A 20,058-nucleotide genomic window follows, 5' to 3' on the forward strand; every position below is an offset into this window, starting at 1 on the left:
CATCCTTCCGCTCTCAGTCGTTTCACTTTATTCCCTCAGCCTTGGACGGCTTTCCCTAAAAATTGTCTCGTTCTTTCAACGGCGGGCTCGGTGAAAATTTGCTCAGCCGTGCCTTGCTCGATAATGACGCCGTCTTCCATAAAGATGACGCGGTCCGAAATTTCCCGCGCGAAATTCAATTCATGGGTCACGATGAACATCGTTTTTCCGGTGTCCGCGACGCGGCGGATGGTGGCTAATACTTCATCGACCAGTTCCGGGTCCAATGAAGAAGTCGGTTCGTCGAATAACAGCACTTCCGGGTCCAAAGCCAGCGCACGGGCGATGCCGACACGCTGCTGCTGGCCTCCGGACAATTGCGCAGGGTAATGGCTCAGTTTAGACGACAAGCCGACCTGCTCGAGCATCTCGATGCCTTTCTTGTCAGCAGCGTCTTTTTTCATCCGCTTGACGCTCGTCAAACCGACGGAGACATTTTGCAGCACAGTCAGATTCTTGAACAGGTTGTATTGCTGGAACACCATCCCCGTTGCAGTCCTGAGCGCGAAGATTTCCTTTTTCTTGGCGGTGGCCGCATCCACCCGCTTTCCGCCGATTTCCACGATGCCGCTCGTCGGATCTTCGAGAAGGTTGATGCAGCGCAACAACGTCGACTTCCCGGAACCGCTTGGCCCGAGGACCGCCACCACTTCGCCTTTTTCGACGGTTAAATCGATGCCTTTCAACACATGCTGTCGGTCGTAATATTTATGCAGCTTCTCCAATTTGATCATCAGGCAATCCCTCTTTCATATCTGCGTGCACGCTTCTCGATTTTCACCAATAAGCGCTCGACGGCAATGCATAAGATCCAATAGACGATCGAGACGGCGATATACACTTCAAAGAACGCCAAGCCGCGGGAGCCGAGGATTTTTGCCTGCCCCATGATATCGATGACGCCGATGATGAACACGAGCGAGGTGTCTTTGATGGTGCTGATGAACATATTGCCGAGGTTCGGGATCGCTACCGTCAAGGCCTGCGGGAAGACGATCTTCAGCATCATCTGCACAGGCGTCATGCCGATCGCTTTGGCGGCTTCGAACTGGCCGCGGTCGACCGATTCGATCGCCGAACGGATCGTCTCGGATAAATACGCGCCCAAATTGATGGAAAAGGCCATCAAGGCATAGAATTCCGGAGCGATGCTATTAACGTCCGCCGACTGAAGCCAGCCGTATTCGCTTTGAAGAAAATAAATGATTTTCGGAATCCCGTAAAACACCAGGTAAATCTGCACCAATAACGGCGTCCCCCGGATAAAGGAGATATAGATCGACGTGATGACGCTGAGCACAGGTACTTTGTAGATTTTGATCAATGCCGCAGCCACGCCGATGATTAAACTCAAAAGCAGTGAGCCGACTGCTATGCCGATCGTGATTGGTAGCCTGGAAATAATGGCAGGAAAGCTCTCGATCAAGAAATTCAAGTCCAGTAAATTTTCCATTGTCTCTGTCCTTCCGCTAGCTTATTCAGGGATGTAGTCGCCGCCGGTCCATTTCTCGGACAGTTCGGACAAGGTGCCGTCTTCTTTCAGCTGTTTCAAAATCGGGTCGATCAAGGCTTTCAACTCTTCGCCTTTTTCTTCATCTTTCAAGACGATGCCCATATCGTCATTGACCAAAGGCTGCCCGACAATCTCCACGCCGAGTTCATTCTTTTCCAACACCGCGTTCATCATGATCGGGTCATTGACGTAAGCGTCGACGCGTCCGTTCTGCACATCCTGCAGAATTTCCGACGGGTTGCCGCTTTCGCTGTATTTCAGTTCGATCGGCTCTGCGGCGGTTTCGTTATACTCCTCAAGCAATAAAGTATAGGAATCACCTGCCAAAGCCCCGACCGCTTTTCCTTCCAAATCTTCAATCGTCTGAATGTCTTCTCGGCCTTCTTTCACTGCGATGACCGTTTCCGCTGCGAAATACGATTCATCGGTGAACAAATACTTTTCTTGGCGTTCCGGCGTTTTTGCTACTTGGTCGGCAATGGCCTGAATTTTATTCGACTCGAGCGCAAGGAACATGCTGTCCCACGGCACGGCGACGTATTCGAACGTATAGCCGTCCAATTGTTCATCGACGGCCTTCATCATGTCCACGTCATAGCCCGTCAGCTGGTTGGCATCATCCGCGAAAGCGAAAGGCGGATAGTCGTTTTGCGTTCCGACGCGGATCACTTGGTCTCCTGTAGCGTTCGCCGTCTCTTCCGATGAACAGCCGGCAAGTGTTCCGGCAAGACCTACTAAACAGGCAGTAGCGAATAGATAAGCGTTTCTTTTCATAATTCAAGCTCCTTTTGGTGTGTAGTTTTTTTATGATAGGGCTGGACTTTCCGCCTTGTGTAGAGTACCTGCCCTCCTTTTGGATGCAAAAAAGCCTCTTTCAATAGGAAAGAGGCTTCGACCAATTTCTTATCTCTCAGAATGAACACATCCTGCAGGAATTAGCACCTCTCATGAACATGATGGTTGCTGGACGTCATAGGGCCTGTCCCTCAGTCTCTCTGGATAAGTTATTTAATTTTTTTAACATATTAACGATAGTATTTGAGATAGCCCCTGCTGTCAAACCCTTTTTTGAAAATAAATCAAAATTTCGTATAAAAATTCAGGAGGAAATTGACAAAGCCTGCCATATTGCATACCATCAATTTAATATTCCATTGCTGCCGGGTTCCACCGGGCGGCATGCATCCAATACAAGAGCGGAGTGAACACAAGATGAGCGAGGAAACTGTTTTTGATGTCGCCATCGTCGGTGCCGGCACGATGGGCATGGCCGCCGGCGCCTTTTTGGCACAACAAGGCAAGAAGACATTGGTGATCGATGCATTCGACCCTCCCCATGCGAACGGCAGCCATCACGGAGACACCCGATTAATTCGCCACGCTTACGGGGAAGGCAGGCATTACGTTAGGTTAGTGTTGCGCGCGCAGCAATTATGGGAAGACCTGGAGAAACAGACCGGCTACAAAGTGTTCGATAAGACCGGTGTTATCGGGCTTGGCCCGGAAGACTCCCCTTTTCTGCTCGAAAGCATTGCAGCCGCCAATAGCTACGGCTTGCCGCTCGAAATATTAAGCAGCGGCGCGATTCAAGAAAGATGGCCGGGCTTCACAGTGCCCGAGCATTTCATCGGCTGCTTTGAAGCACAAGCAGGCGTGTTGTACAGCGAAAATGCCATCCGTGCCTATAAGAAACTGGCGCTCGAAAACGGCGTTCACTATGTGCCGAATACACCCGTCCAGCACATCGATATACAGGACGGGGATCGCGTGAAAATCTCGACCGCGCAAGGTGTTTTCTATGCTGAAAAAGTGATCGTCACAGCCGGTGCATGGGCGAAGAAGCTGCTGCCGGACCTGCAATTGCCGATCCAACCGACGCGCAAAGCGGTCGGCTGGTTTGAAGCACCGGAGATGTACAATGCCGATCAATTTCCCGGTTTTTTTGTGGAAGGTCCCGAGATGATGTTCTACGGCTTCCCGAGCATCGACGGCGCTGGCGTAAAAGTCGGACGCTCGGATGGCGGGCAGCCAATCGACCCGGACGAACAAACCCAGAACTTCGGGCAATACGAATTTGATGAGGGCGACCTAAGAAGATTCCTGGACCTGTATATGCCAGAAGCGAGCGGAGAATTGAAACAAGGCAAAACTTGTTTATACACCGTCTCGGACGACCATAACTTCATCATCGACCGCCATCCGGACAACGAGCACGTCATTTTCGCCTGCGGCTTTACCGGCCACGGCTTTAAATTCGGCAGCGTCATGGGCGAAGTGTTGAGCCGGTTGGCGATCGACGGCCACACGGAATTCGATATCGCCCCGTTCTCGCTCAATCGCTTTAAACTATGAGCTCAAACACAAAGAGGTTCTCCTTATTGTTAAAGGAGAACCTCTTTGTTATATTTGCCGACTATTAGTGAATCGTTCATGGCAACCATCCTAAACTCTCCAACAGTAAATAACTCCCTGTGAACAGTAAGATGACATAAGTGAACATCCGGAAAATCCGTTGGTTGATTCGCCCAAACAATAATTGCCCCAAGTATAGGCCTGCCGCTACAAGTGGGATGGCCCAGAAACTGGAGAGCCAAACGGTTTTGTTCGTTCCCGCAAAACTCATCTGCATGATCAGGCTCACCAAATAAATGAAGAGGTAAAACGCCAACGTCGTACTCCGCAAGGTTTCTTTTTTCGTCTCCATTCCTGAAAAATATAGCAAAATCGGAGGTCCCGGCATGCCAATACTTGTTGTCAGGGAACCGGAAAGGCCACCGACCAATAGATCCCGCTTGTTATTTCGGCTGATCCGAAATTTAAAAATGAGCATCAAGGTCAGCAATAAAATGAGCAGGCTTACCATGAGTTTCAAGCTATTCAAATCGATCATCAAGAAGACCGCTATTCCAACAGGCAACCCCAGCGAACTTCCAGCAATGAACCTTTTCAAAACACCGATATCGACATCTTTCCGAACCTTTGCGATCAAGGCGGCCGAAATGAGCAAAGATAAGATTAAATTTATCTGTATGGCTTCGGCGGGCTCAAAGATCAGCAGAAGGAATGGCGTCGCCAGGATGGAAAACCCGAATCCGGTGCTCGTCTGGAGGATTGAGGCAATCAGTATGACGATGGTAAATACGGCAAACTCCATAAAATCCTGCTTTCCCTTACAAAGATTTACTGTGCTGTCATTTTCCTATATCCATCTTAACATGCAGCCCGCTGCGGGTTTTAGATATGCTCGCGATCAGGCAGAATCCCCCGACGCCTCTCTTGAATATCCTGCCCAATAAGTGACTTAACTGCCTGGTTCTTTTTATGCCTCCCTATTGCCCGCCATTCTATCAATTGGGAGGCTTTATTGAGAAATCACCATTATTTTTGATTATTAACCCTATTTCGAAATATTTAATAATTATTAATTTCACAATCTACCCTGCTTTTTTCAGATTATGTGTTTTTTTGATTAAAACGGCTTCTTGCAACGTTTTTTCTAGTCTTTCAGCGAAAGCGTTTCCACTTTAGGGTTCTCTTTGACAAAAACCCGATTTCATATGACAATGGAAATAGAATTAGAATTATTATAACCAGATAACGATATTAATTGGGGCGAACCACTTCGATTAATTTTTTTTACGTTATCGTTTACGGTAATTCTAAAAAATCATTCAGGAGGTAATTATTTATGTCATTGATCGGAAAAGAAATCCAACCATTTAACGCTTCAGCTTACCAGGCCGGGAGCGGAGATTTCATTGAAGTCACTGAAGAAAACATGAAAGGCCAATGGAGCGTCGTATGCTTCTACCCAGCGGACTTCACGTTCGTTTGCCCGACTGAACTTGAGGACCTCCAAAGCCAATACGCAACATTGAAAGAGCTTGGCGTTGAAGTATACTCTGTTTCTACAGACACTCACTTCACTCACAAAGCATGGCACGACCATTCAGATGCGATCGGTAAAATCGAATACACGATGATCGGCGACCCGTCTCAGCGCATTTCACGCGGATTCGACGTCTTGAACGAAGAAGAAGGCCTCGCGCAGCGCGGTACATTCATCGTAGACCCTGACGGCATCGTACAAGCTGCGGAAATCAACGCAGACGGCATCGGCCGCGACGCCAGCACGCTTGTCGGCAAAATTAAAGCGGCACAATACGTGCGCAACAACCCAGGCGAAGTTTGCCCGGCGAAATGGGAAGAAGGCAGCGACACATTGAAGCCAAGCCTTGACCTCGTAGGCAAGATTTAAGGGAGTTTTGACAATGATACTAGATGCGCAAATCAAATCTCAATTAGAGCAATACTTGCAGCTTTTGGAAGGCGACGTGCTGCTCCAAGTGAGCGCCGGGTCCGATAAGGTATCAAATGATATGGTCGATTTGGTGGAGGAACTGTCTGCCATGTCTTCCCGCATCCAAGTGGAGCGCACTGAGCTTGAGAGAACGCCAAGCTTCAGTGTCACCCGTCCTGGCGAAGATATGGGCATCACCTTTGCGGGCATCCCGCTCGGCCACGAGTTCACTTCCCTCGTCCTTGCCTTGTTGCAAGTGAGCGGACGTGCGCCGAAAGCCGAACAAAAAGTAATGGATCAAATCAAAAACCTTGAAGGTTCTTATCATTTCGAGTCTTATATCAGCCTGAGCTGCCAGAACTGCCCGGAAGTCGTACAATCACTCAACTTGATGAGCGTCCTCAATCCGAACATCACGCATACGATGATCGACGGCGCGGCGTTCAAGGAAGAAGTCGAAAGCAAGGACATCATGGCCGTTCCAACGGTATTCCTAAACGGCGAATCATTCTCGAGCGGACGCATGTCGCTTGAGGAATTACTTGCGAAGCTCGGCAATGCGCCGGACGCTTCCGAATTCGAAGGCAAAGAACCGTTTGACGTGCTCGTCGTCGGCGGCGGCCCGGCTGGTGCCAGCGCAGCGATTTACGCGGCGCGTAAAGGCATCCGCACCGGCATCGTCGCTGAGCGCTTCGGCGGACAGGTGATGGATACCTTAAGCATCGAGAACTTCATCAGCGTCAAGCACACGGAAGGCCCGAAATTCGCGGCCAGCCTTGAAGAGCATGTGAAAGAATACGACATCGACCTCATGAACCTCCAGCGTGCGAAGCGCTTGGAGAAGAAAGAGCTGTTCGAGCTTGAACTCGAAAACGGCGCTGTCGTCAAAGGCAAGTCCGTCATTCTTTCTACAGGTGCCCGCTGGCGCAATATCGGCGTTCCTGGCGAAGCGGAATTCAAGAACAAAGGCGTGGCGTACTGCCCGCATTGCGACGGCCCGCTATTTTCCGGCAAAGACGTCGCAGTGATCGGCGGCGGCAACTCCGGCGTGGAAGCGGCGATTGACCTTGCAGGAATCACGAACCACGTCACGGTGCTTGAATACAACACAGAACTTAAAGCGGATTCCGTTTTGCAGGACCGCCTGAAGACCCTGCCGAACGTCACGGTGCTGACGAATGCCCGTACGTCGGAAATTACCGGCACTGATAAAGTGAACGGCCTTTCCTATATCGACCTCAAGACCGGGGAAGAAAAGCATGTCGAATTGTCCGGCGTCTTCGTCCAAATCGGCCTTGTGCCGAACACCGACTGGCTCGGTGACTTCGTCGAGCGTACACAGCACGGCGAAATCGTCATCGACCAGCGCGGCGCGACGAACGTACCCGGCGTATTCGCGGCAGGCGACTGCACGAACACCCCATACAAACAGATCATCATTTCGATGGGCGGCGGCGCCACGGCTTCACTCAGCGCGTTCGACCACCTCATCCGAAGTGATATCCCTGTTATGGCGTAATCAAAAGAAAAGGACTGCGAAGAGATTTTCTTCGCAGTCCTTTTTTATGTGCTTACTATTTTGATTCGTGTAAACGGCGGTGAAGTTCGCCCACTTTTGCCGCAAGCTCCGGAACCGGCCCATCGACGTCCGGATTCGTCAGTATTTCTTTTATGGACAGGTTGCGGACAGGCGAAGGTTCAGTGTTCAGCTCTTTCATCCACTCCGCCAATTGTTCCGATGAACTCGCATAGACGATGCGGCCGAGCCCGGACCAGCCATGCGCCGCTGCGCACATCGGGCAATGCTCGCCTGACGTATAGACAGTCGCATGCGCCCGTTCTTCCGGCGCCAGGTGATTCGCCGCCCAGCGCGCAATCGCAAATTCCGGATGCTGCGTATGGTCGCCTGACGCCACGTGGTTATGGTCCTCGAACAGCACCTCCCCAGCAGCCGATACAAGGACGGAACCGAATGGCTCGTCCCCTTTCTCAAGCGCCTGTTCGGCAAGTTCCACACAGCGCTGCAGATGCTTTAAATCGGTTTCGGTGATCATGTGCGGCTCCTCCTATCCATTTATTGCACTTTAAATAAGTTTACCCACTTAATGGGCGGTTAAGCCCGTTCTACTCCAACTCTTCCTCCGCCAACAACTTAAACCCTTCCACTACCGTATCCTCTTCCACTTCGATCAGGATGCAGCGGCGGCCATTGTAATTGACTTGTTTGACGTAACGTAAGTCTTCGGGACCGATCTTGATTTCCGCGACTTTCGTATTGATCTTGATCGATTTGGCCCCGTATTTCGGCACGATGTGGCTCGCTTTCATCTCGTATTGGCGGTTATCGGTCACTTGCTGGAAAGCCTGTTCCACTTTCTCGGTGCTGATGTCTTTGATGCCGCTTGCCTTCAAGACGCGTTCGACTTCCTTGGAATCAAGCATCGGTGCCGGCTCGTCCTCGTCTTCCGCTTCCACTTCGAGCATGCTGTTGATCTCGTCGTAGACGCCGGCGAGCGTTCTCGAATTGACTTCATCACCGATCACGTGCTTGACGATTTCTTCAAACACCACTTTATCGTCTTCTGCAGTGGTTATTTCGTCGCCGTTCAGCACGTTTTCGATAAACTGAAAATCGGGCTTATTGGCCTTTGCCGCAGAATACAGGATACGGTTGACGTCTGCGGCATTGTTCGTGAAGCTCGGGAACAAGAACCCGCCGACTGGAGACGACAGCTTGATGACCGGGTCCGCCATGATGTTCGACTTGAATTCCTTTTCGATAAAATCGAATACCAGCGAGGATTTCGGCAGCTCGGTCTGGTTCATGCTGCTGAGGACGAACGGCGTAGTGTATACTTCGTCGCGCATCGCGGCTTCTGTCTCATCCGGCTCGCGTTTTGTCGTCTTGAAATACGTGCCGCGGATGAAGGTGATGACCATGTCTTTCTCGTATGGCGTTTCTTCGACCATCTTCAAGGCAACGCGCTGCATATTGTCTTTCCAGCCTTCTGCATCGTCTGCGTGAAGCCCTTCGTAGAGCAGATGCTGCGTATGGTCGGCTTGCCCTTCCTCCGGGCGCTGGAACTTCACTTCGAATAGCTTGATGTCGAGCTTGCCCGCCAGCACTTTCTTGAAGTTGGCCAAAAACAGCTCTTGCTGCTCCCGATCGAGCAAGGAAAACGAACGGCTCTCCTCGTGGAAGATTTCACTAGTGTCCTGCTTGATATATACGTTATAGATTTCGGCGATTTTCAGTAGATCCGTCTCCAGCTTGAACTGCTTGCGGATCTCGGCAATGTCTTTTTTGTTCATCTCTATTTCCAACTCCCAGCTATTAAAATCCATGTGTTTGCAAAAAAAAGAGCATCGAAAGCCTGCGCTTTTGACACTGCTCCATTATACCAGTTGAACGGCCATGCATGTACGATGCCTGCATGAATGGCTGGCCCATAATCCAGAAACTGCCTTTCACACAATAGCTTTAGCAGAAATCGTTTGGATCTCTTGCGCAATAAGCTATGATGTCTGGAAGGCGTATCAACAAGAAACCAATGTGGAGTGAGGAGCATGCAGAATATGCGCAAACAAATTGAGCATGAAATCTTATGGCAGGTCAAAACAGGCGACGAACCGATCTATTCCACTCCCATCTTCGCCATTTTCAGCAAGGGCCAGCGAGTCGTCATCTATCAATCCTGGGATTGGTATATCTACGTCCGGGAAGTGGAAACCGGGCGATTGGTTTGGCGCTATCTCTTCGGCGCGCCGAATTACGGACGCCCTCAAGCTGCGGATGTGGACGGCGATGGCAAAATCGAAATTTTCGGCGCTTCCCACGATGGCCATGTTTACTGCTTGAATGAACAAGGCGAAAGGATTTGGTTCCACTCAAATCTCTATTACCGGGAAGGCAGCGGCCAAGTCACTTCGGCAAGCGAATGGGGAATTACCGATTCAACGAAAGAGTGGGCAGCCAATTCGTTCCTGAGGATAGATGGCAACCACGCCGAGCTCGCTATTGTTTCCGGGACCGGCGCAGGACAAAGGCGGAAAATTAGCGGCGTCGAAACGGATACCCTTTGGATCGAAGAGGCATTCGACACCTTGCCCGATGCCACATCGACTTACGAGGTCCACCCTTTTCACGAATCCGATGTGTATTACCAGCATGCCGGCCAGCTGGTGAAAGAGCCGGATGCTTGGTACCTATATACAACTTCCTTTGATAATCAATGCGTCAAACTGAAAGCAAGCACGGGCGAGTTGATATGGAAATTCAGCTCGCTCGAACAGAACGAACCGTTTCCGACAGTCGTGGATATCGACGGGGACGGAAAACTCGAATGCCTCTTCAATAGCATCGATGAGCATGTCTATTGCCTGGACGCGGAAACCGGGTCACTGAAATGGCACAACCATGCAGGCTTTGGCATCGACTGTTTCGGAAGCTATGCGGATATGGATCATGACGGAGTGGTGGAGTACATCATCAACGGCCGCGGCGGCAGGACGCTTTACCTGGACGGCGTAACCGGCGAGACAAAATACAAATCGACGGATTGGTCGGTTTGGGCGACCAGCGAAACCAATTCAAGAGCGACAGTCTTCAATTACGAACCGGGCCAAAAAGCGGTGGTGTTCGGCGGCTTGGCTGGATTCGTCTATTGCTTGGACGGCCAGGCGAATACCATTTGGCGGACCTTTCTGGCTGCGAATATGCGCGGGTCGACGACTGTCTTGGATATCAATTCGGACGGAGAGCAGGAAATCCTGGTCCCTGATATGATGGGCACCTTGACGATTCTCGATCAACTCGGGAAAGAAATCGGCCAAGTTCACGTCAAGGGCGGCATTGAAGGCACTCCGCTTGCCGGTGATTTGGACGAAGACGGAAAAACCGAAGTATTGTTGACCAGCCTTGATGGCTATGTGAGCCTAATCCGATTCAATTGAAAATCAGGCTTTTCCTAACGAATAGCGATCCATACCGAACAGCCTGTGCCCGATATCCATTCGGGCGCAGGCTGTTTTTTGTTGCAGCCATCGGCGCGTAGATTCCTTTTTTTACCGATAGAGCACCAGCCGAAGGAGCTGAATCCACATAAAAAATCAATAAATATAATAATATTTTATTTTAAGTGAATAAATTACGAGCATATTTACCTATTTGTAAATTAATTATTAATTATTTGGAAATTTCATTGACTCTTTATGACTACGTTGGTTATACTCACAACTAAATTATTTAAATATTTGTTAAAATCAAATATTTTTGTTAGGAGGCATATCAATGGAATTTTCTCAGCTTTTTTCAGGCCCTTACAGTTTCATAACCGGCTATGTTTTCGTGTATCCCTTTGCAATGGCCTTGTTTTGGATAGCGGGTTCTATCCTTTTCCTCAGAACCAAGGAGTTAAAAAGCGAACCTTTGGACATTGAAGCGTTCGACTGGCCCATGATCAGCATTCTCGTCCCTTGCTATAACGAAGAGGAAACCATTGAAGAAACCGTCCGCAACCTGGTTGGACTGTCTTATCCGAAAAAAGAAATCATTTTAATCAATGACGGTTCGAAAGATGGGACGAGCGGAATCCTCAGAAGATTGTCGGAACAGTACGGCGATGTCCGGGCCATCCAGCTGCATGAAAACCGCGGCAAGGCGAACGCTTTGCAAGTCGGCTTGTTCGCTTCTAGAGCCGAATACCTCGTATGTGTCGATTCAGATGCCATGCTGGCCGATACCGCTCCCTATTATTTGATCCATCAGTTCTTCAAACAAGGCGAACGGGTCGGCGCTGTCACCGGCAACCCCACGATCCGCAACCGCAACAATTTGCTGAGCCGGATGCAGCTGGTCGAATACGCTTCGATCATCGGGGCGATTAAGCGGACGCAAAGGCTGCTCGGAAAAGTCATGACCGTTTCCGGCGTGGTCGTCGCCTATCGCAAAAAAGCACTCGTCGATGTCGGCTTATGGGACCGCGACATGATCACTGAAGACATCGCGGTCAGCTGGAAACTCCAAAAGCGTTTCTGGGATATCCGCTACGAACCCCGTGCGCTGTGCTGGATGCTGGTGCCGGAAACGGTATCAGGCATTTGGAAACAGCGAGTCCGCTGGGCGCAAGGCGGACAGGAAGTCATCCTGCGCCATTGGAAAGTCTTGTTCAATTGGAAACAACGCAGAATCTGGCTTGTCTATCTCGAACAATGGTTCAGCATCCTATGGGCTTTCTGCTGGCTGTTCATCACGCTATTGTTATTGTTCACGGCTACTACGCTGCAGGAAATGCTGTTCTGGTTCACCTTCAGTTCCTTCGCCTTGGTGTTCATCAGCCTCATTCAATTATTCATCGCCCTGTCCATCGACTCCCGCTATAACGGGAAATTGAAATACTATTTCTGGGCCGCTTGGTATCCGGCCATTTATTGGATGATCAATACCGCTGTCGTCATCGCAGCCATCCCAAAAACAATCTCATCTCGCCTAAAAGGAGGTTACGCTGTATGGAACAGCCCAGACCGCGGTATGAAGAAGAAAGTTTCCTGATTGTCGTCAAGCGATCCTGGCTTTACGCCAGCGTCGATTTCATCTTTTCCATGCTTTGCTGGCTTTACAGTGTATTGGTGGTCTCGTTCATCGTCTCAGCCACTTTCGGCTTCAATAATATCCTGACACGGGTCATGAATTCTTCCTTTAACATGGTCAATCAAGACATCCGCTTGTTCATTGCGGCAGCCGTGGGCGTCTTCCTGCTGTTCTATGCATTGCTGTACCTGAATCATGTCTACAATAAAAAGAGATTCGGCACCTTGAGAAGACGGCGCTACCCTACCCCGGCAAGCAATGCCGAACTCCAATCGTTGGGGCTGATGAAAATAGAAGCGATCGAGAAACTGCAAAGTGAAGACTATGCCGTTTTTGAAACGAATCCGATTGTCCCTCTTGGAGGTGAGAGTGTTGATCAAAAAGATCTTTATCTGGACGACCATTATCGCATTAATTAGCCTGTTTTTCTTGTCGCGGAAAGAGCTTTTCGTCGAGGCATTCTCAGCAGACAAGCCCGCCATGTCTTTCCCGGAAACATTGATCGAAGATGGCTGCCTTGGACTGAATTATCACCGCGTCCAGGATGATGACTTATTCGTCAAATCGGCGCGCAGCGTGCTGCAATCCAATGAACTGGTGCAATACAGCGTGCTGGAAAGCGAATTCAAGTCGCAAATTGACGCCTTGGTCGAAGCAGATGCCAATTTCCTGAATGAAGAACAGCTATTGAAAGCGAAAGCAGATGGCGATTTCCCTGAAAAATGTGTGTGGATTTCATTTGATGATATTGACGTGTCGGTGTATGACAACGCTTTTCCGATATTGAAAGAAGCAAACGTGCCATTCACCATGTTCGTCATTGCCGGGCAAGTAGGCAATGAAGACTTCAGCAACTTGGAAATGGCCACATGGGATCAGCTGCGGGAGATGAGAGACAGCGGATTGGCGGATTTCGGCTCCCATACCTATGATATGCATCGCTTCGAAGGCGACACGCCTGTCTTTTTAATTCCAGAGCAAGCGGACGCATTCAGGGAAGACCTGAAGAAAAGCGTCGAAACGATCGAGTCGGAATTGGATGTGAAAGTGAAAAGCTTTGCATATCCTTACGGCGACACCAATGAACCCGTAGCCCGCATCCTGAAAGAGCAAGGCCTTGAAGCTGGCCATATCCTAGCCCCTCAAGTCATTCGCCCGGATGATGATAATTATTGGATCAACCGGATCATCGTCAACCAGACGACGTTTGAGGATGTGCTGCTTCCTTACTTGGAAAAAAACTAAGAGTTGAAGCCGATCCTTAGCTGTTATGGCTGCTGCATGCTTTATAAGGAAGCTCCTTTCTATAGGGGAGCTTTCCTTTTTTATTCAAAGACTTGATTTCATGGCCTCTTTGCCCCCTGGAATCACGTGCCTCCATTACCCGCTTCTCCCGCCACGCTGAAAAACGTACCGTAAAGGCGGAATGAAAATGAAAAACTGGCTTACACTGATAGCCTCCCTCCTGCTGTCAGGCTGTTCCATGCAGCCTACCCAGCCAGCTGAGGATACAAGGAAATATGCGCATGGCGTGTCCATCGTCGGAAATTCGGTGCTATGGTCTGAAAAAAGTGGGGAGCAGCGCAAAGATGGCTGGACCCATGATATTTATAAAAAAGAAATCGGTGAAAACCAGTTCGACACACTCGTTTCCAGTCCGGAAGCACAAGAACCGGTCAGCGCCAGTTCAACCAATGAAACGAGCATCATCACTTATGAGGATGGCTACGATTCAAAAAATAACGTTTCCCAGCGCTATAAGCTCTATGATGACAATTGGCAGCTATTGCATGAAGGCACCTTGCTCGATGGTGGGCATTCCGGGCATGCAGCTTCAACTGATGCACAGCACGTCCTTTTCTGGTCCCACGGCTGGGTCAACGGCGGCGGTGTCAATGACCTCGGTTCGGGTAAGGAAGTCATCGTCTCAACCGTTTCAGATGAAGGAGACGTGTTGCATGACATCAAACTATCGCAAGCAGGTGACCGCGACAGCTGGCCGATGCTTGCCGCTTCCGACGATAATGCGCTGCTCGTTTGGCAGCAATTCAATGATGATGCGAGCGAAGCTTCCCTCCGTTTCGCCCTTTATGACCCAGAGGCAAACGAACTGACCGTCACGCCAACCGAATTATTGCCGCAAGTGGAATTTTATATTTACAGCGTTTCTTATGTACCCGAAGCACAACAATACGTCGTCGCTGCCCAGACAGATCAAGGCGGCACTTTGTCATTGCTGTCAAAAGAAGGGGCACTCCTCGACCAAATCGATTCCCCCCGCCTGGTCCGGGAAGCCGCCCCGGCCATAGAAGGAAATACCTTGGTTTTCCCGCAGCTGCCCGCGAATTATTTCACCGTCCATATTTCGGATGACCAGCTCCAGTTGAATTCTTCTGATTCATTGGATATCAGCTGGGGAACGTCCGGCACCACCGGCGTGTTCCTCAATGAGCGCCGTATGTATTTTGCGACTTTGGACAAGGAAGGCTTGCAGGAAGTGACGGTGGAGTTGGACGAAGCAGTTCAGTAATTCCACGTATAAAAATAAGGAGTCATCCCCAAGCAACTTAGGGATGGCTCCTTATTTATTTTGTCCAGACATTTGCCGTTTTAAAGGATCAACAGCAATGCCGGAATGGTAACGATGCTCGCCAAGGTGCTGACGAACATTGCGCTCGATACCATGTCCGGGTTCATATTGAATTTGATGGCCAAAAGCGTCGTCGTGGCAGCCGCCGGAGTTGCCGCAGAAATGAGCAACACCTTCGCTTCCAGCGACCCTCCCGGATACAGCCAGGCCAGCAGCACGAACGCGATCGCCGGGAACGCAGCCAATTTCAACACAGCCGCCGTCCCGATAAACTTCAGCACGGTCTTGATCTGAATCGATGCCAAGGTAATTCCGAGCAGCGTCAATAGCACCGGCACCGCCGCCTGCCCGAGCAATCCCGTGGCATTGCCGAGCGCCTCAGGCACCCCGATGCCCGCTATTTTCAGAACCAGCCCGATCGTGATGGCAATAAGTCCTGGCATACGGATGATAGTAATGAAAATCGCCTTCTTGGACACATCGTCATGGTTTGATGCATAAAAGATGCCAGCCGAATTCATCAGTAAGGATTGCATGACGACGTAAATAATAGCGATCGCCATCCCCTCGTCCCCGAAAGCGAAAAACACGATCGGCAAGCCGTAATTCCCGGTGTTCGGAAATGCGCTCGCGAGCATCATCGTATTGCGATACGACAGAGTCCACCCAAATACGATTCCAAGAAGCTTAATGAGCACGGCAAAGAGAGCGAATAACAATACGGCAAACAGCACAATTCTTCCTAAATCCCCCAAATCCAGCGAAGACGTCGTGACGGAATGGAAAAATAAGGCCGGGCTGAACACGTAGATGCACAAATCCGACACCGGTTTCGTCTGGATGTCCATGAATCTACCGACAAAAAAGCCGATGCCGAGCAAAATAAAGACCGGCAAAATGACATTGATGATTTCACTGACAATCACGGCGTTCACTCTCCATCAGAAAGAGGGAAAGGATTTCTCCCCTCCCTCAGATTATAATTAATTAAATGAAAAACGGTATAAATATACTGGCCAATAATAAGATTAACGCGCCGCCGAGACGGGACGAAATTTGAGCAAACGGCATCAACTCCATGCGTCTTGCCGCAGACAGCACCGCGACATCGCCCGTTCCGCCCATATTCGCCATACACAGCCCTGCAGTGATCGCTGCTTCGATCGGATAGAAGCCCATGAACTTCCCGACCACGCCAGCACCGATGACGGCACCGATGACGACAGCCAAGACGATGAGCACGTATTGGATGCTCAAGGCATTCAGCACGGCTTCCAAGTCCGTATACGCGACCCCAATGCCCACTAGCAAGGCGTTGGTCCAGTTGCGCGCCACGAACTCATACCACTGGCTCGCGCCTTCTACAATAATTTCCGGCATGACATTGGCGACTTTCAGCGCTGCCACCAAAATAATCATGAGGGCATACGGATGAAGCGGGATAAAATCACCCAAGAGATTCCCTAAAATATAGAACGACACCGCAGCCAAGACGCCGATGCCCATTTTCGCCAAATCATAGCTAGGCGTTTCTTTTTTCTCGTAATGGAAATTGCGGATCAGCTGGCCATTCCCCGTCAAGCTCGGGTATTTATTGCCGATCATGTTCAACACACTCGCCAAGATGATGGCGAAGACATTCCCAAGTGCCAAAGCCGGCACTAAAATCGATAGGTAATATCCGGGTTCATTGCCAAGCATTTCCGAATAGACTTGGGACATCGGCACAGCGCCTGCCCCCATACCGCCGCCCATGATCGGCATGGCGATGACAAGCACCGCTTCCTGGACGCTGAAGCCTAATACCATTCCGACTAAGGCAGCCAGTCCAACCGCCCCTGCCACCGCAGCGAGCAATGGCAAGGCGTAGCGGACACCCGCTTTCACCAAAATTTTCGATTCCATCCCCAAAATACTGCCGGTAATCAAAGCCGCAATATAGAAGTTAAGGAAATCGCCGTCTTTCATGAATTCCGTAATCCCAGCCGTCGTGCTTTCGGGCATAAGTCCACTATAGACCATATAAGCGGATCCGAAAATAGCGACGATCGCGCCGCCTCCGAGGAATGTGCGGACAATCGGCAGATGATTGCCGAACCAGCCCAATAATTCACCGAGCACCATGGTAATGAGCAAGGCGCCGATCATTCCGGCTGGCAAGTTTTCGGTATACATCGCATAGATCGCAATAACCGCGAACACCCCGAACCAGAGAATCGGCATATTGAAAATCGTGAATTTGTCTTTCAAACTTCTCGCCGGCAACTGCGGCGGGATCTTATTTGTTTCCTTCATCGTTGGACACCTCGTTTTCTTGTGCTTGCGCTATTTAGGTAAGCGCTTTCAATGTATTTCATATTTTAGACAAATTTCAGACAACTTCTAGCTTATGAAAGTATTGGTTTTATTGTAATTAAAAAAAGCAGCCGCATTGGCTGCTTTTTTTGGGTGTCGCGAAACCGTATTTTCCGAAGCTTATTGCTCGCTTTCCACGGGCTCGCGCCCAAGCCTCCTCAGCCGCTTCACTGCTTGCGGGGTCTCGGTCGTCTCGCTATTCCGTTGGAGTCGAGCAAACGCTTCTCCAAACACTCAGACATCTCACTGAACTATTAGATGACGCAATGTTTTCCAAAGCTCCACCTTAACCCTCAAAGATAAGGATCGAGACGATGTGCGTTTTCCGGCGCCACACGGTATTGATAGATAGGCCGGCCGACGCCGTAGGTCAAATCTTCCTGCAAATAGCCGATGGCGCTGAGGAATTTCAGGTATTTCCGGACGGAGACCCTGGAAATATGAGCTGACTGCGCCAGTTCATCTGTTGAAAACACCGCAGCTTCGTTCGCCAGGATCACTTGCTGGATGGTCTGCAGCGTTCCTTTTGTCAGCCCTTTCGGCAATGATTGCACCGTGGCTGATGTAGAAGTGGCTGGCTGTTTTCTGCCGAGCAGGCTGTCGATTTCCTGCTGGCTGATTTGTTTATTATCGTTCAGTTTATGGAAATGTTTTTGGTATTGCAGCAGCGCTTCCTGGAAACGGCTGAACTCGAAGGGCTTGATCAAATAATCGGAAGCCCCGAGCCTCAAGGCGTGCTGGATTTGCTGGATTTCAGAGGCTGCCGTGATCAAGATGACGTCAAGGTCCTGCTGTTGTTCGCGGAGCATCTGCAAAAATTCGATGCCGGTCAGCCCCGGCATGTGGATGTCGAGCAATACCAAATCGACGTCCGACTCCGCGAGGATCGCGATGGCCTGCTGGGCGTTTCCGGCGACGCCGCTCACCTCAAAGCCGTCCATCCGCTCGACGAATTGGCGGTTCAAGGCGGCGACCATCGGGTCATCTTCTACTATCATTACCTTAATCATCTGTTTCACCCCTTGCTTCATACGGCAGCACCAACTCGAACGTCGTACCTTCGTTTTTCTCGGAGGCCACTTCAATCGAACCTTCGAGTTGGTCTACGCTATTTTTCACCAAATGCAATCCGAATCCGCGGTGGTAGCCTTCCTTACTGGAGACGCCTTTTTCGAACATCTTTTCCTGCAATTCCTCGTCGATCCCCGTTCCTGTATCGCTGATCGTGATCGTCAGCAATTCATCGATATAGGAAAACGCGGCGTGCACCCGCTTGTATTGGGTCTCTTGGACATTGTCGATCGCGTTGTCGACCACATTGCCGATGATCGTGATCAGCTCGTGCGTGACCGCGGGATCGTCCGGTTTCGGGATGTCGGTCTCGCAGCTGATCATCAGTTCCACCTGCGCTTCTCTCGCGAAACTGATTTTCCCGAGGATAAAGCCGGCCAGCACCGGATCCTTGATGGAACGCGTCACATTGCCGACTTCCACGGCCTGGTGGTCGACCAATTTTGCGATAAACTGCGACACTTGCTCGTATTGCTCCATTTTAATCAAGCCGAGCAAGACGTGCAGTTGATTCATGAATTCGTGCGATTGCGCCCGCAAAGTTTCCGCATACATTTCGACGCCGGTCAATTGTTCGGCAAGCAAGTCGATTTCCGTCTTGTCCCGGAAAGTGACCATCGCGCCGATCACTTGGTCATTCACCAATAAAGGCACTTGGTTCGACAGGATCGACAGGCCATTGAGCTCCTGCTCTTCATCCAAAACGGTATGTTTTTCAAGCAATACACGGTGCGTGTTGAGGCCTGGCAGAAAGTCATGGATCTCCTTGCCGATCGGCTCACGGCCCGTGAAGCCCGCTTTTTCGAACAGCTCTCTCGCCGACCGGTTGGCGAGCATGATGCGTGAATGTTGATCGATCGCGATGACGCCTTCGTAAACGGAATGAAGCATCTGGTTGCGTTCTTCATGGATGCGCGCAATTTCGGGAGGTTCCAGGCCGAACAGGCTCTTTTTAATATATCGTGCCAAGTACAATGCGCCGATAATGCCGAACAATAAACCGCTTAACGACCCGATCCAAAGCGTCTTTTGATTTTGCCCGATCGCCGCTTCCACTTCCTCTAAGGAAATACCGACTGCGACCGCGCCGATTTGTTTATCGTCTTGATCAAACACCGGCGTGAACGCTCGGACCGATTGCCCGAGCGTCCCTTCCGCACGCGACGTGTATTCCTCGCCTGCTAGTACACGGCGTTCATCGCCCCCGGCAAACCCCTTGCCGATATTGTCCGGATTCGGATGCGATTTGCGGATGCCGTCCATGTCCATGACGACGACAAACAACACATCTGCGGCTTGTTGCACGGCCAACGCATAATCCTGTATATTCGCTTCCGCCGCTTCCCTCTCCAAGCCTTGGCGAATCACTTGCGACTCTGCGGCGGTCCGGGAAATACTGACGGCTTTATCTTCCAACTGCTGCTCGATCCGGTCGCCCGATGTATCGGCCACCAGCAGATTGGTAATCACGAGCGACACCAACACCACCAATAGCACAAACGAGATAATGATTGTACTCAATTTAAATCGTGATAAAAACGCCATGATGCACCTCATTCTTTGCTGCGGAAAAGTACTTGTAAACAGATGTTTCTACTATA

Annotated in this window: 18 protein-coding genes and 1 riboswitch; of the genes, 8 read left to right on the top strand and 10 right to left on the bottom strand. The window is 50.4% G+C overall.

Annotation, left to right across the window (positions count from 1 at the left end; all coding sequences use genetic code 11):
- Window positions 1–35: 35 nt before the first annotated feature.
- Genes M1Q06_RS16410 through M1Q06_RS16420 form a run of 3 tightly spaced genes read right to left on the bottom strand, consistent with a single transcriptional unit; the run spans window position 36 to window position 2,326 of the window.
- Window positions 36–773 (bottom strand): amino acid ABC transporter ATP-binding protein, encoded by a 738-nt coding sequence (locus M1Q06_RS16410; protein ID WP_434400790.1) that lies wholly within the window; start codon window positions 771–773, stop codon window positions 36–38.
- Window positions 773–1,492: an amino acid ABC transporter permease gene (locus M1Q06_RS16415; RefSeq protein ID WP_101192054.1), complete on the bottom strand. Its 720-nt coding sequence runs from the start codon at window positions 1,490–1,492 to the stop codon at window positions 773–775. The genes M1Q06_RS16410 and M1Q06_RS16415 overlap by 1 nt, the downstream gene beginning before the upstream one ends.
- A gap of 21 nt (window positions 1,493–1,513) precedes the next feature.
- On the bottom strand, window positions 1,514–2,326 hold the full coding sequence (locus tag M1Q06_RS16420; RefSeq protein WP_101192055.1) for a transporter substrate-binding domain-containing protein: 813 nt from the start codon (window positions 2,324–2,326) through the stop codon (window positions 1,514–1,516).
- Window positions 2,327–2,452: 126 nt separating this feature from the next.
- Window positions 2,453–2,558, bottom strand: a riboswitch (SAM riboswitch).
- 206 nt (window positions 2,559–2,764) lie between these two features.
- On the opposite strand from M1Q06_RS16420, the gene solA reads away from it, so the two are divergent.
- Complete coding sequence (gene solA / locus M1Q06_RS16425) at window positions 2,765–3,904, top strand: N-methyl-L-tryptophan oxidase (protein WP_434400793.1); 1,140 nt, start codon at window positions 2,765–2,767, stop codon at window positions 3,902–3,904.
- A gap of 76 nt (window positions 3,905–3,980) precedes the next feature.
- Here solA and M1Q06_RS16430 read toward each other — a convergent pair whose 3' ends face one another.
- Entirely contained in the window at window positions 3,981–4,706 is a 726-nt protein-coding gene (locus M1Q06_RS16430) for a sulfite exporter TauE/SafE family protein (protein ID WP_434400795.1), read from the bottom strand.
- Window positions 4,707–5,240: 534 nt separating this feature from the next.
- Between M1Q06_RS16430 and ahpC the strand changes: the two genes are divergently transcribed.
- The gene (ahpC, locus tag M1Q06_RS16435; protein WP_112233367.1) at window positions 5,241–5,810 is read left to right on the top strand and encodes an alkyl hydroperoxide reductase subunit C; all 570 of its coding nucleotides are present in this window, start codon (window positions 5,241–5,243) and stop codon (window positions 5,808–5,810) included.
- A 13-nt stretch (window positions 5,811–5,823) separates the two neighbouring features.
- On the top strand, window positions 5,824–7,371 hold the full coding sequence (gene ahpF / locus M1Q06_RS16440) for an alkyl hydroperoxide reductase subunit F (protein WP_434400797.1): 1,548 nt from the start codon (window positions 5,824–5,826) through the stop codon (window positions 7,369–7,371).
- Window positions 7,372–7,426: 55 nt separating this feature from the next.
- Here the strand turns inward: ahpF and M1Q06_RS16445 are convergent, their stop codons facing one another.
- Window positions 7,427–7,906: a nucleoside deaminase gene (locus M1Q06_RS16445; protein ID WP_112233365.1), complete on the bottom strand. Its 480-nt coding sequence runs from the start codon at window positions 7,904–7,906 to the stop codon at window positions 7,427–7,429.
- Window positions 7,907–7,976: 70 nt separating this feature from the next.
- A complete protein-coding gene (locus M1Q06_RS16450) occupies window positions 7,977–9,164 on the bottom strand; it encodes a DUF4317 domain-containing protein (RefSeq protein WP_434400800.1) in 1,188 nt (395 codons plus the stop codon).
- A 264-nt stretch (window positions 9,165–9,428) separates the two neighbouring features.
- Here M1Q06_RS16450 and M1Q06_RS16455 point away from each other — a divergent pair, with 264 nt between their 5' ends.
- The 5 genes from M1Q06_RS16455 (at window position 9,429) to M1Q06_RS16475 (ending at window position 14,971) form a co-directional block, all read left to right on the top strand.
- Window positions 9,429–10,805 carry a PQQ-binding-like beta-propeller repeat protein gene (locus tag M1Q06_RS16455; protein WP_434400802.1) on the top strand — a complete coding sequence of 459 codons (1,377 nt, stop codon included), beginning with the start codon at window positions 9,429–9,431 and terminating at the stop codon, window positions 10,803–10,805.
- A gap of 409 nt (window positions 10,806–11,214) precedes the next feature.
- Window positions 11,215–12,402: a poly-beta-1,6-N-acetyl-D-glucosamine synthase gene (gene pgaC / locus M1Q06_RS16460; RefSeq protein WP_434402916.1), complete on the top strand. Its 1,188-nt coding sequence runs from the start codon at window positions 11,215–11,217 to the stop codon at window positions 12,400–12,402.
- Complete coding sequence (locus M1Q06_RS16465) at window positions 12,360–12,860, top strand: hypothetical protein (RefSeq protein WP_121299353.1); 501 nt, start codon at window positions 12,360–12,362, stop codon at window positions 12,858–12,860. The genes pgaC and M1Q06_RS16465 overlap by 43 nt, the downstream gene beginning before the upstream one ends.
- A complete protein-coding gene (locus tag M1Q06_RS16470) occupies window positions 12,814–13,686 on the top strand; it encodes a polysaccharide deacetylase family protein (protein WP_434400804.1) in 873 nt (290 codons plus the stop codon). The genes M1Q06_RS16465 and M1Q06_RS16470 overlap by 47 nt, the downstream gene beginning before the upstream one ends.
- A gap of 187 nt (window positions 13,687–13,873) precedes the next feature.
- The gene (locus M1Q06_RS16475) at window positions 13,874–14,971 is read left to right on the top strand and encodes a hypothetical protein (RefSeq protein WP_434400806.1); all 1,098 of its coding nucleotides are present in this window, start codon (window positions 13,874–13,876) and stop codon (window positions 14,969–14,971) included.
- A gap of 80 nt (window positions 14,972–15,051) precedes the next feature.
- On the opposite strand, the gene M1Q06_RS16480 is transcribed toward M1Q06_RS16475, so the two are convergent.
- The 4 genes from M1Q06_RS16480 to dcuS all read right to left on the bottom strand — a co-directional run bounded on the left by M1Q06_RS16480 (window position 15,052) and on the right by dcuS (window position 20,002).
- A complete protein-coding gene (locus M1Q06_RS16480; protein ID WP_434400808.1) occupies window positions 15,052–15,957 on the bottom strand; it encodes an AEC family transporter in 906 nt (301 codons plus the stop codon).
- Window positions 15,958–16,018: 61 nt separating this feature from the next.
- A complete protein-coding gene (locus M1Q06_RS16485; protein WP_434400810.1) occupies window positions 16,019–17,326 on the bottom strand; it encodes a 2-hydroxycarboxylate transporter family protein in 1,308 nt (435 codons plus the stop codon).
- 353 nt (window positions 17,327–17,679) lie between these two features.
- Window positions 17,680–18,396 (bottom strand): response regulator, encoded by a 717-nt coding sequence (locus tag M1Q06_RS16490; protein WP_434400812.1) that lies wholly within the window; start codon window positions 18,394–18,396, stop codon window positions 17,680–17,682.
- Window positions 18,389–20,002 carry a DcuS/MalK family sensor histidine kinase gene (dcuS, locus tag M1Q06_RS16495; RefSeq protein WP_434400814.1) on the bottom strand — a complete coding sequence of 538 codons (1,614 nt, stop codon included), beginning with the start codon at window positions 20,000–20,002 and terminating at the stop codon, window positions 18,389–18,391. The genes M1Q06_RS16490 and dcuS overlap by 8 nt, the downstream gene beginning before the upstream one ends.
- Window positions 20,003–20,058 lie beyond the last annotated feature (56 nt).

This window comes from Planococcus sp. 11815 (genome assembly GCF_051096385.1).
GTDB lineage: Bacteria > Bacillota > Bacilli > Bacillales_A > Planococcaceae > Planococcus > Planococcus citreus.

Bases quoted from the DNA above. Each gene is read 5' to 3' on its own strand.
- M1Q06_RS16410 (WP_434400790.1), bottom strand. From the start codon at position 773: ATGATCAAATTGGAGAAGCTGCATAAATATTACGACCGACAGCATGTG.
- M1Q06_RS16415 (WP_101192054.1), bottom strand. From the start codon at position 1,492: ATGGAAAATTTACTGGACTTGAATTTCTTGATCGAGAGCTTTCCTGCC.
- M1Q06_RS16420 (WP_101192055.1), bottom strand. From the start codon at position 2,326: ATGAAAAGAAACGCTTATCTATTCGCTACTGCCTGTTTAGTAGGTCTT.
- solA (WP_434400793.1), top strand. From the start codon at position 2,765: ATGAGCGAGGAAACTGTTTTTGATGTCGCCATCGTCGGTGCCGGCACG.
- M1Q06_RS16430 (WP_434400795.1), bottom strand. From the start codon at position 4,706: ATGGAGTTTGCCGTATTTACCATCGTCATACTGATTGCCTCAATCCTC.
- ahpC (WP_112233367.1), top strand. From the start codon at position 5,241: ATGTCATTGATCGGAAAAGAAATCCAACCATTTAACGCTTCAGCTTAC.
- ahpF (WP_434400797.1), top strand. From the start codon at position 5,824: ATGATACTAGATGCGCAAATCAAATCTCAATTAGAGCAATACTTGCAG.
- M1Q06_RS16445 (WP_112233365.1), bottom strand. From the start codon at position 7,906: ATGATCACCGAAACCGATTTAAAGCATCTGCAGCGCTGTGTGGAACTT.
- M1Q06_RS16450 (WP_434400800.1), bottom strand. From the start codon at position 9,164: ATGAACAAAAAAGACATTGCCGAGATCCGCAAGCAGTTCAAGCTGGAG.
- M1Q06_RS16455 (WP_434400802.1), top strand. From the start codon at position 9,429: ATGCGCAAACAAATTGAGCATGAAATCTTATGGCAGGTCAAAACAGGC.
- pgaC (WP_434402916.1), top strand. From the start codon at position 11,215: ATGGCCTTGTTTTGGATAGCGGGTTCTATCCTTTTCCTCAGAACCAAG.
- M1Q06_RS16465 (WP_121299353.1), top strand. From the start codon at position 12,360: ATGGAACAGCCCAGACCGCGGTATGAAGAAGAAAGTTTCCTGATTGTC.
- M1Q06_RS16475 (WP_434400806.1), top strand. From the start codon at position 13,874: ATGAAAAACTGGCTTACACTGATAGCCTCCCTCCTGCTGTCAGGCTGT.
- M1Q06_RS16485 (WP_434400810.1), bottom strand. From the start codon at position 17,326: ATGAAGGAAACAAATAAGATCCCGCCGCAGTTGCCGGCGAGAAGTTTG.
- M1Q06_RS16490 (WP_434400812.1), bottom strand. From the start codon at position 18,396: ATGATTAAGGTAATGATAGTAGAAGATGACCCGATGGTCGCCGCCTTG.
- dcuS (WP_434400814.1), bottom strand. From the start codon at position 20,002: ATGGCGTTTTTATCACGATTTAAATTGAGTACAATCATTATCTCGTTT.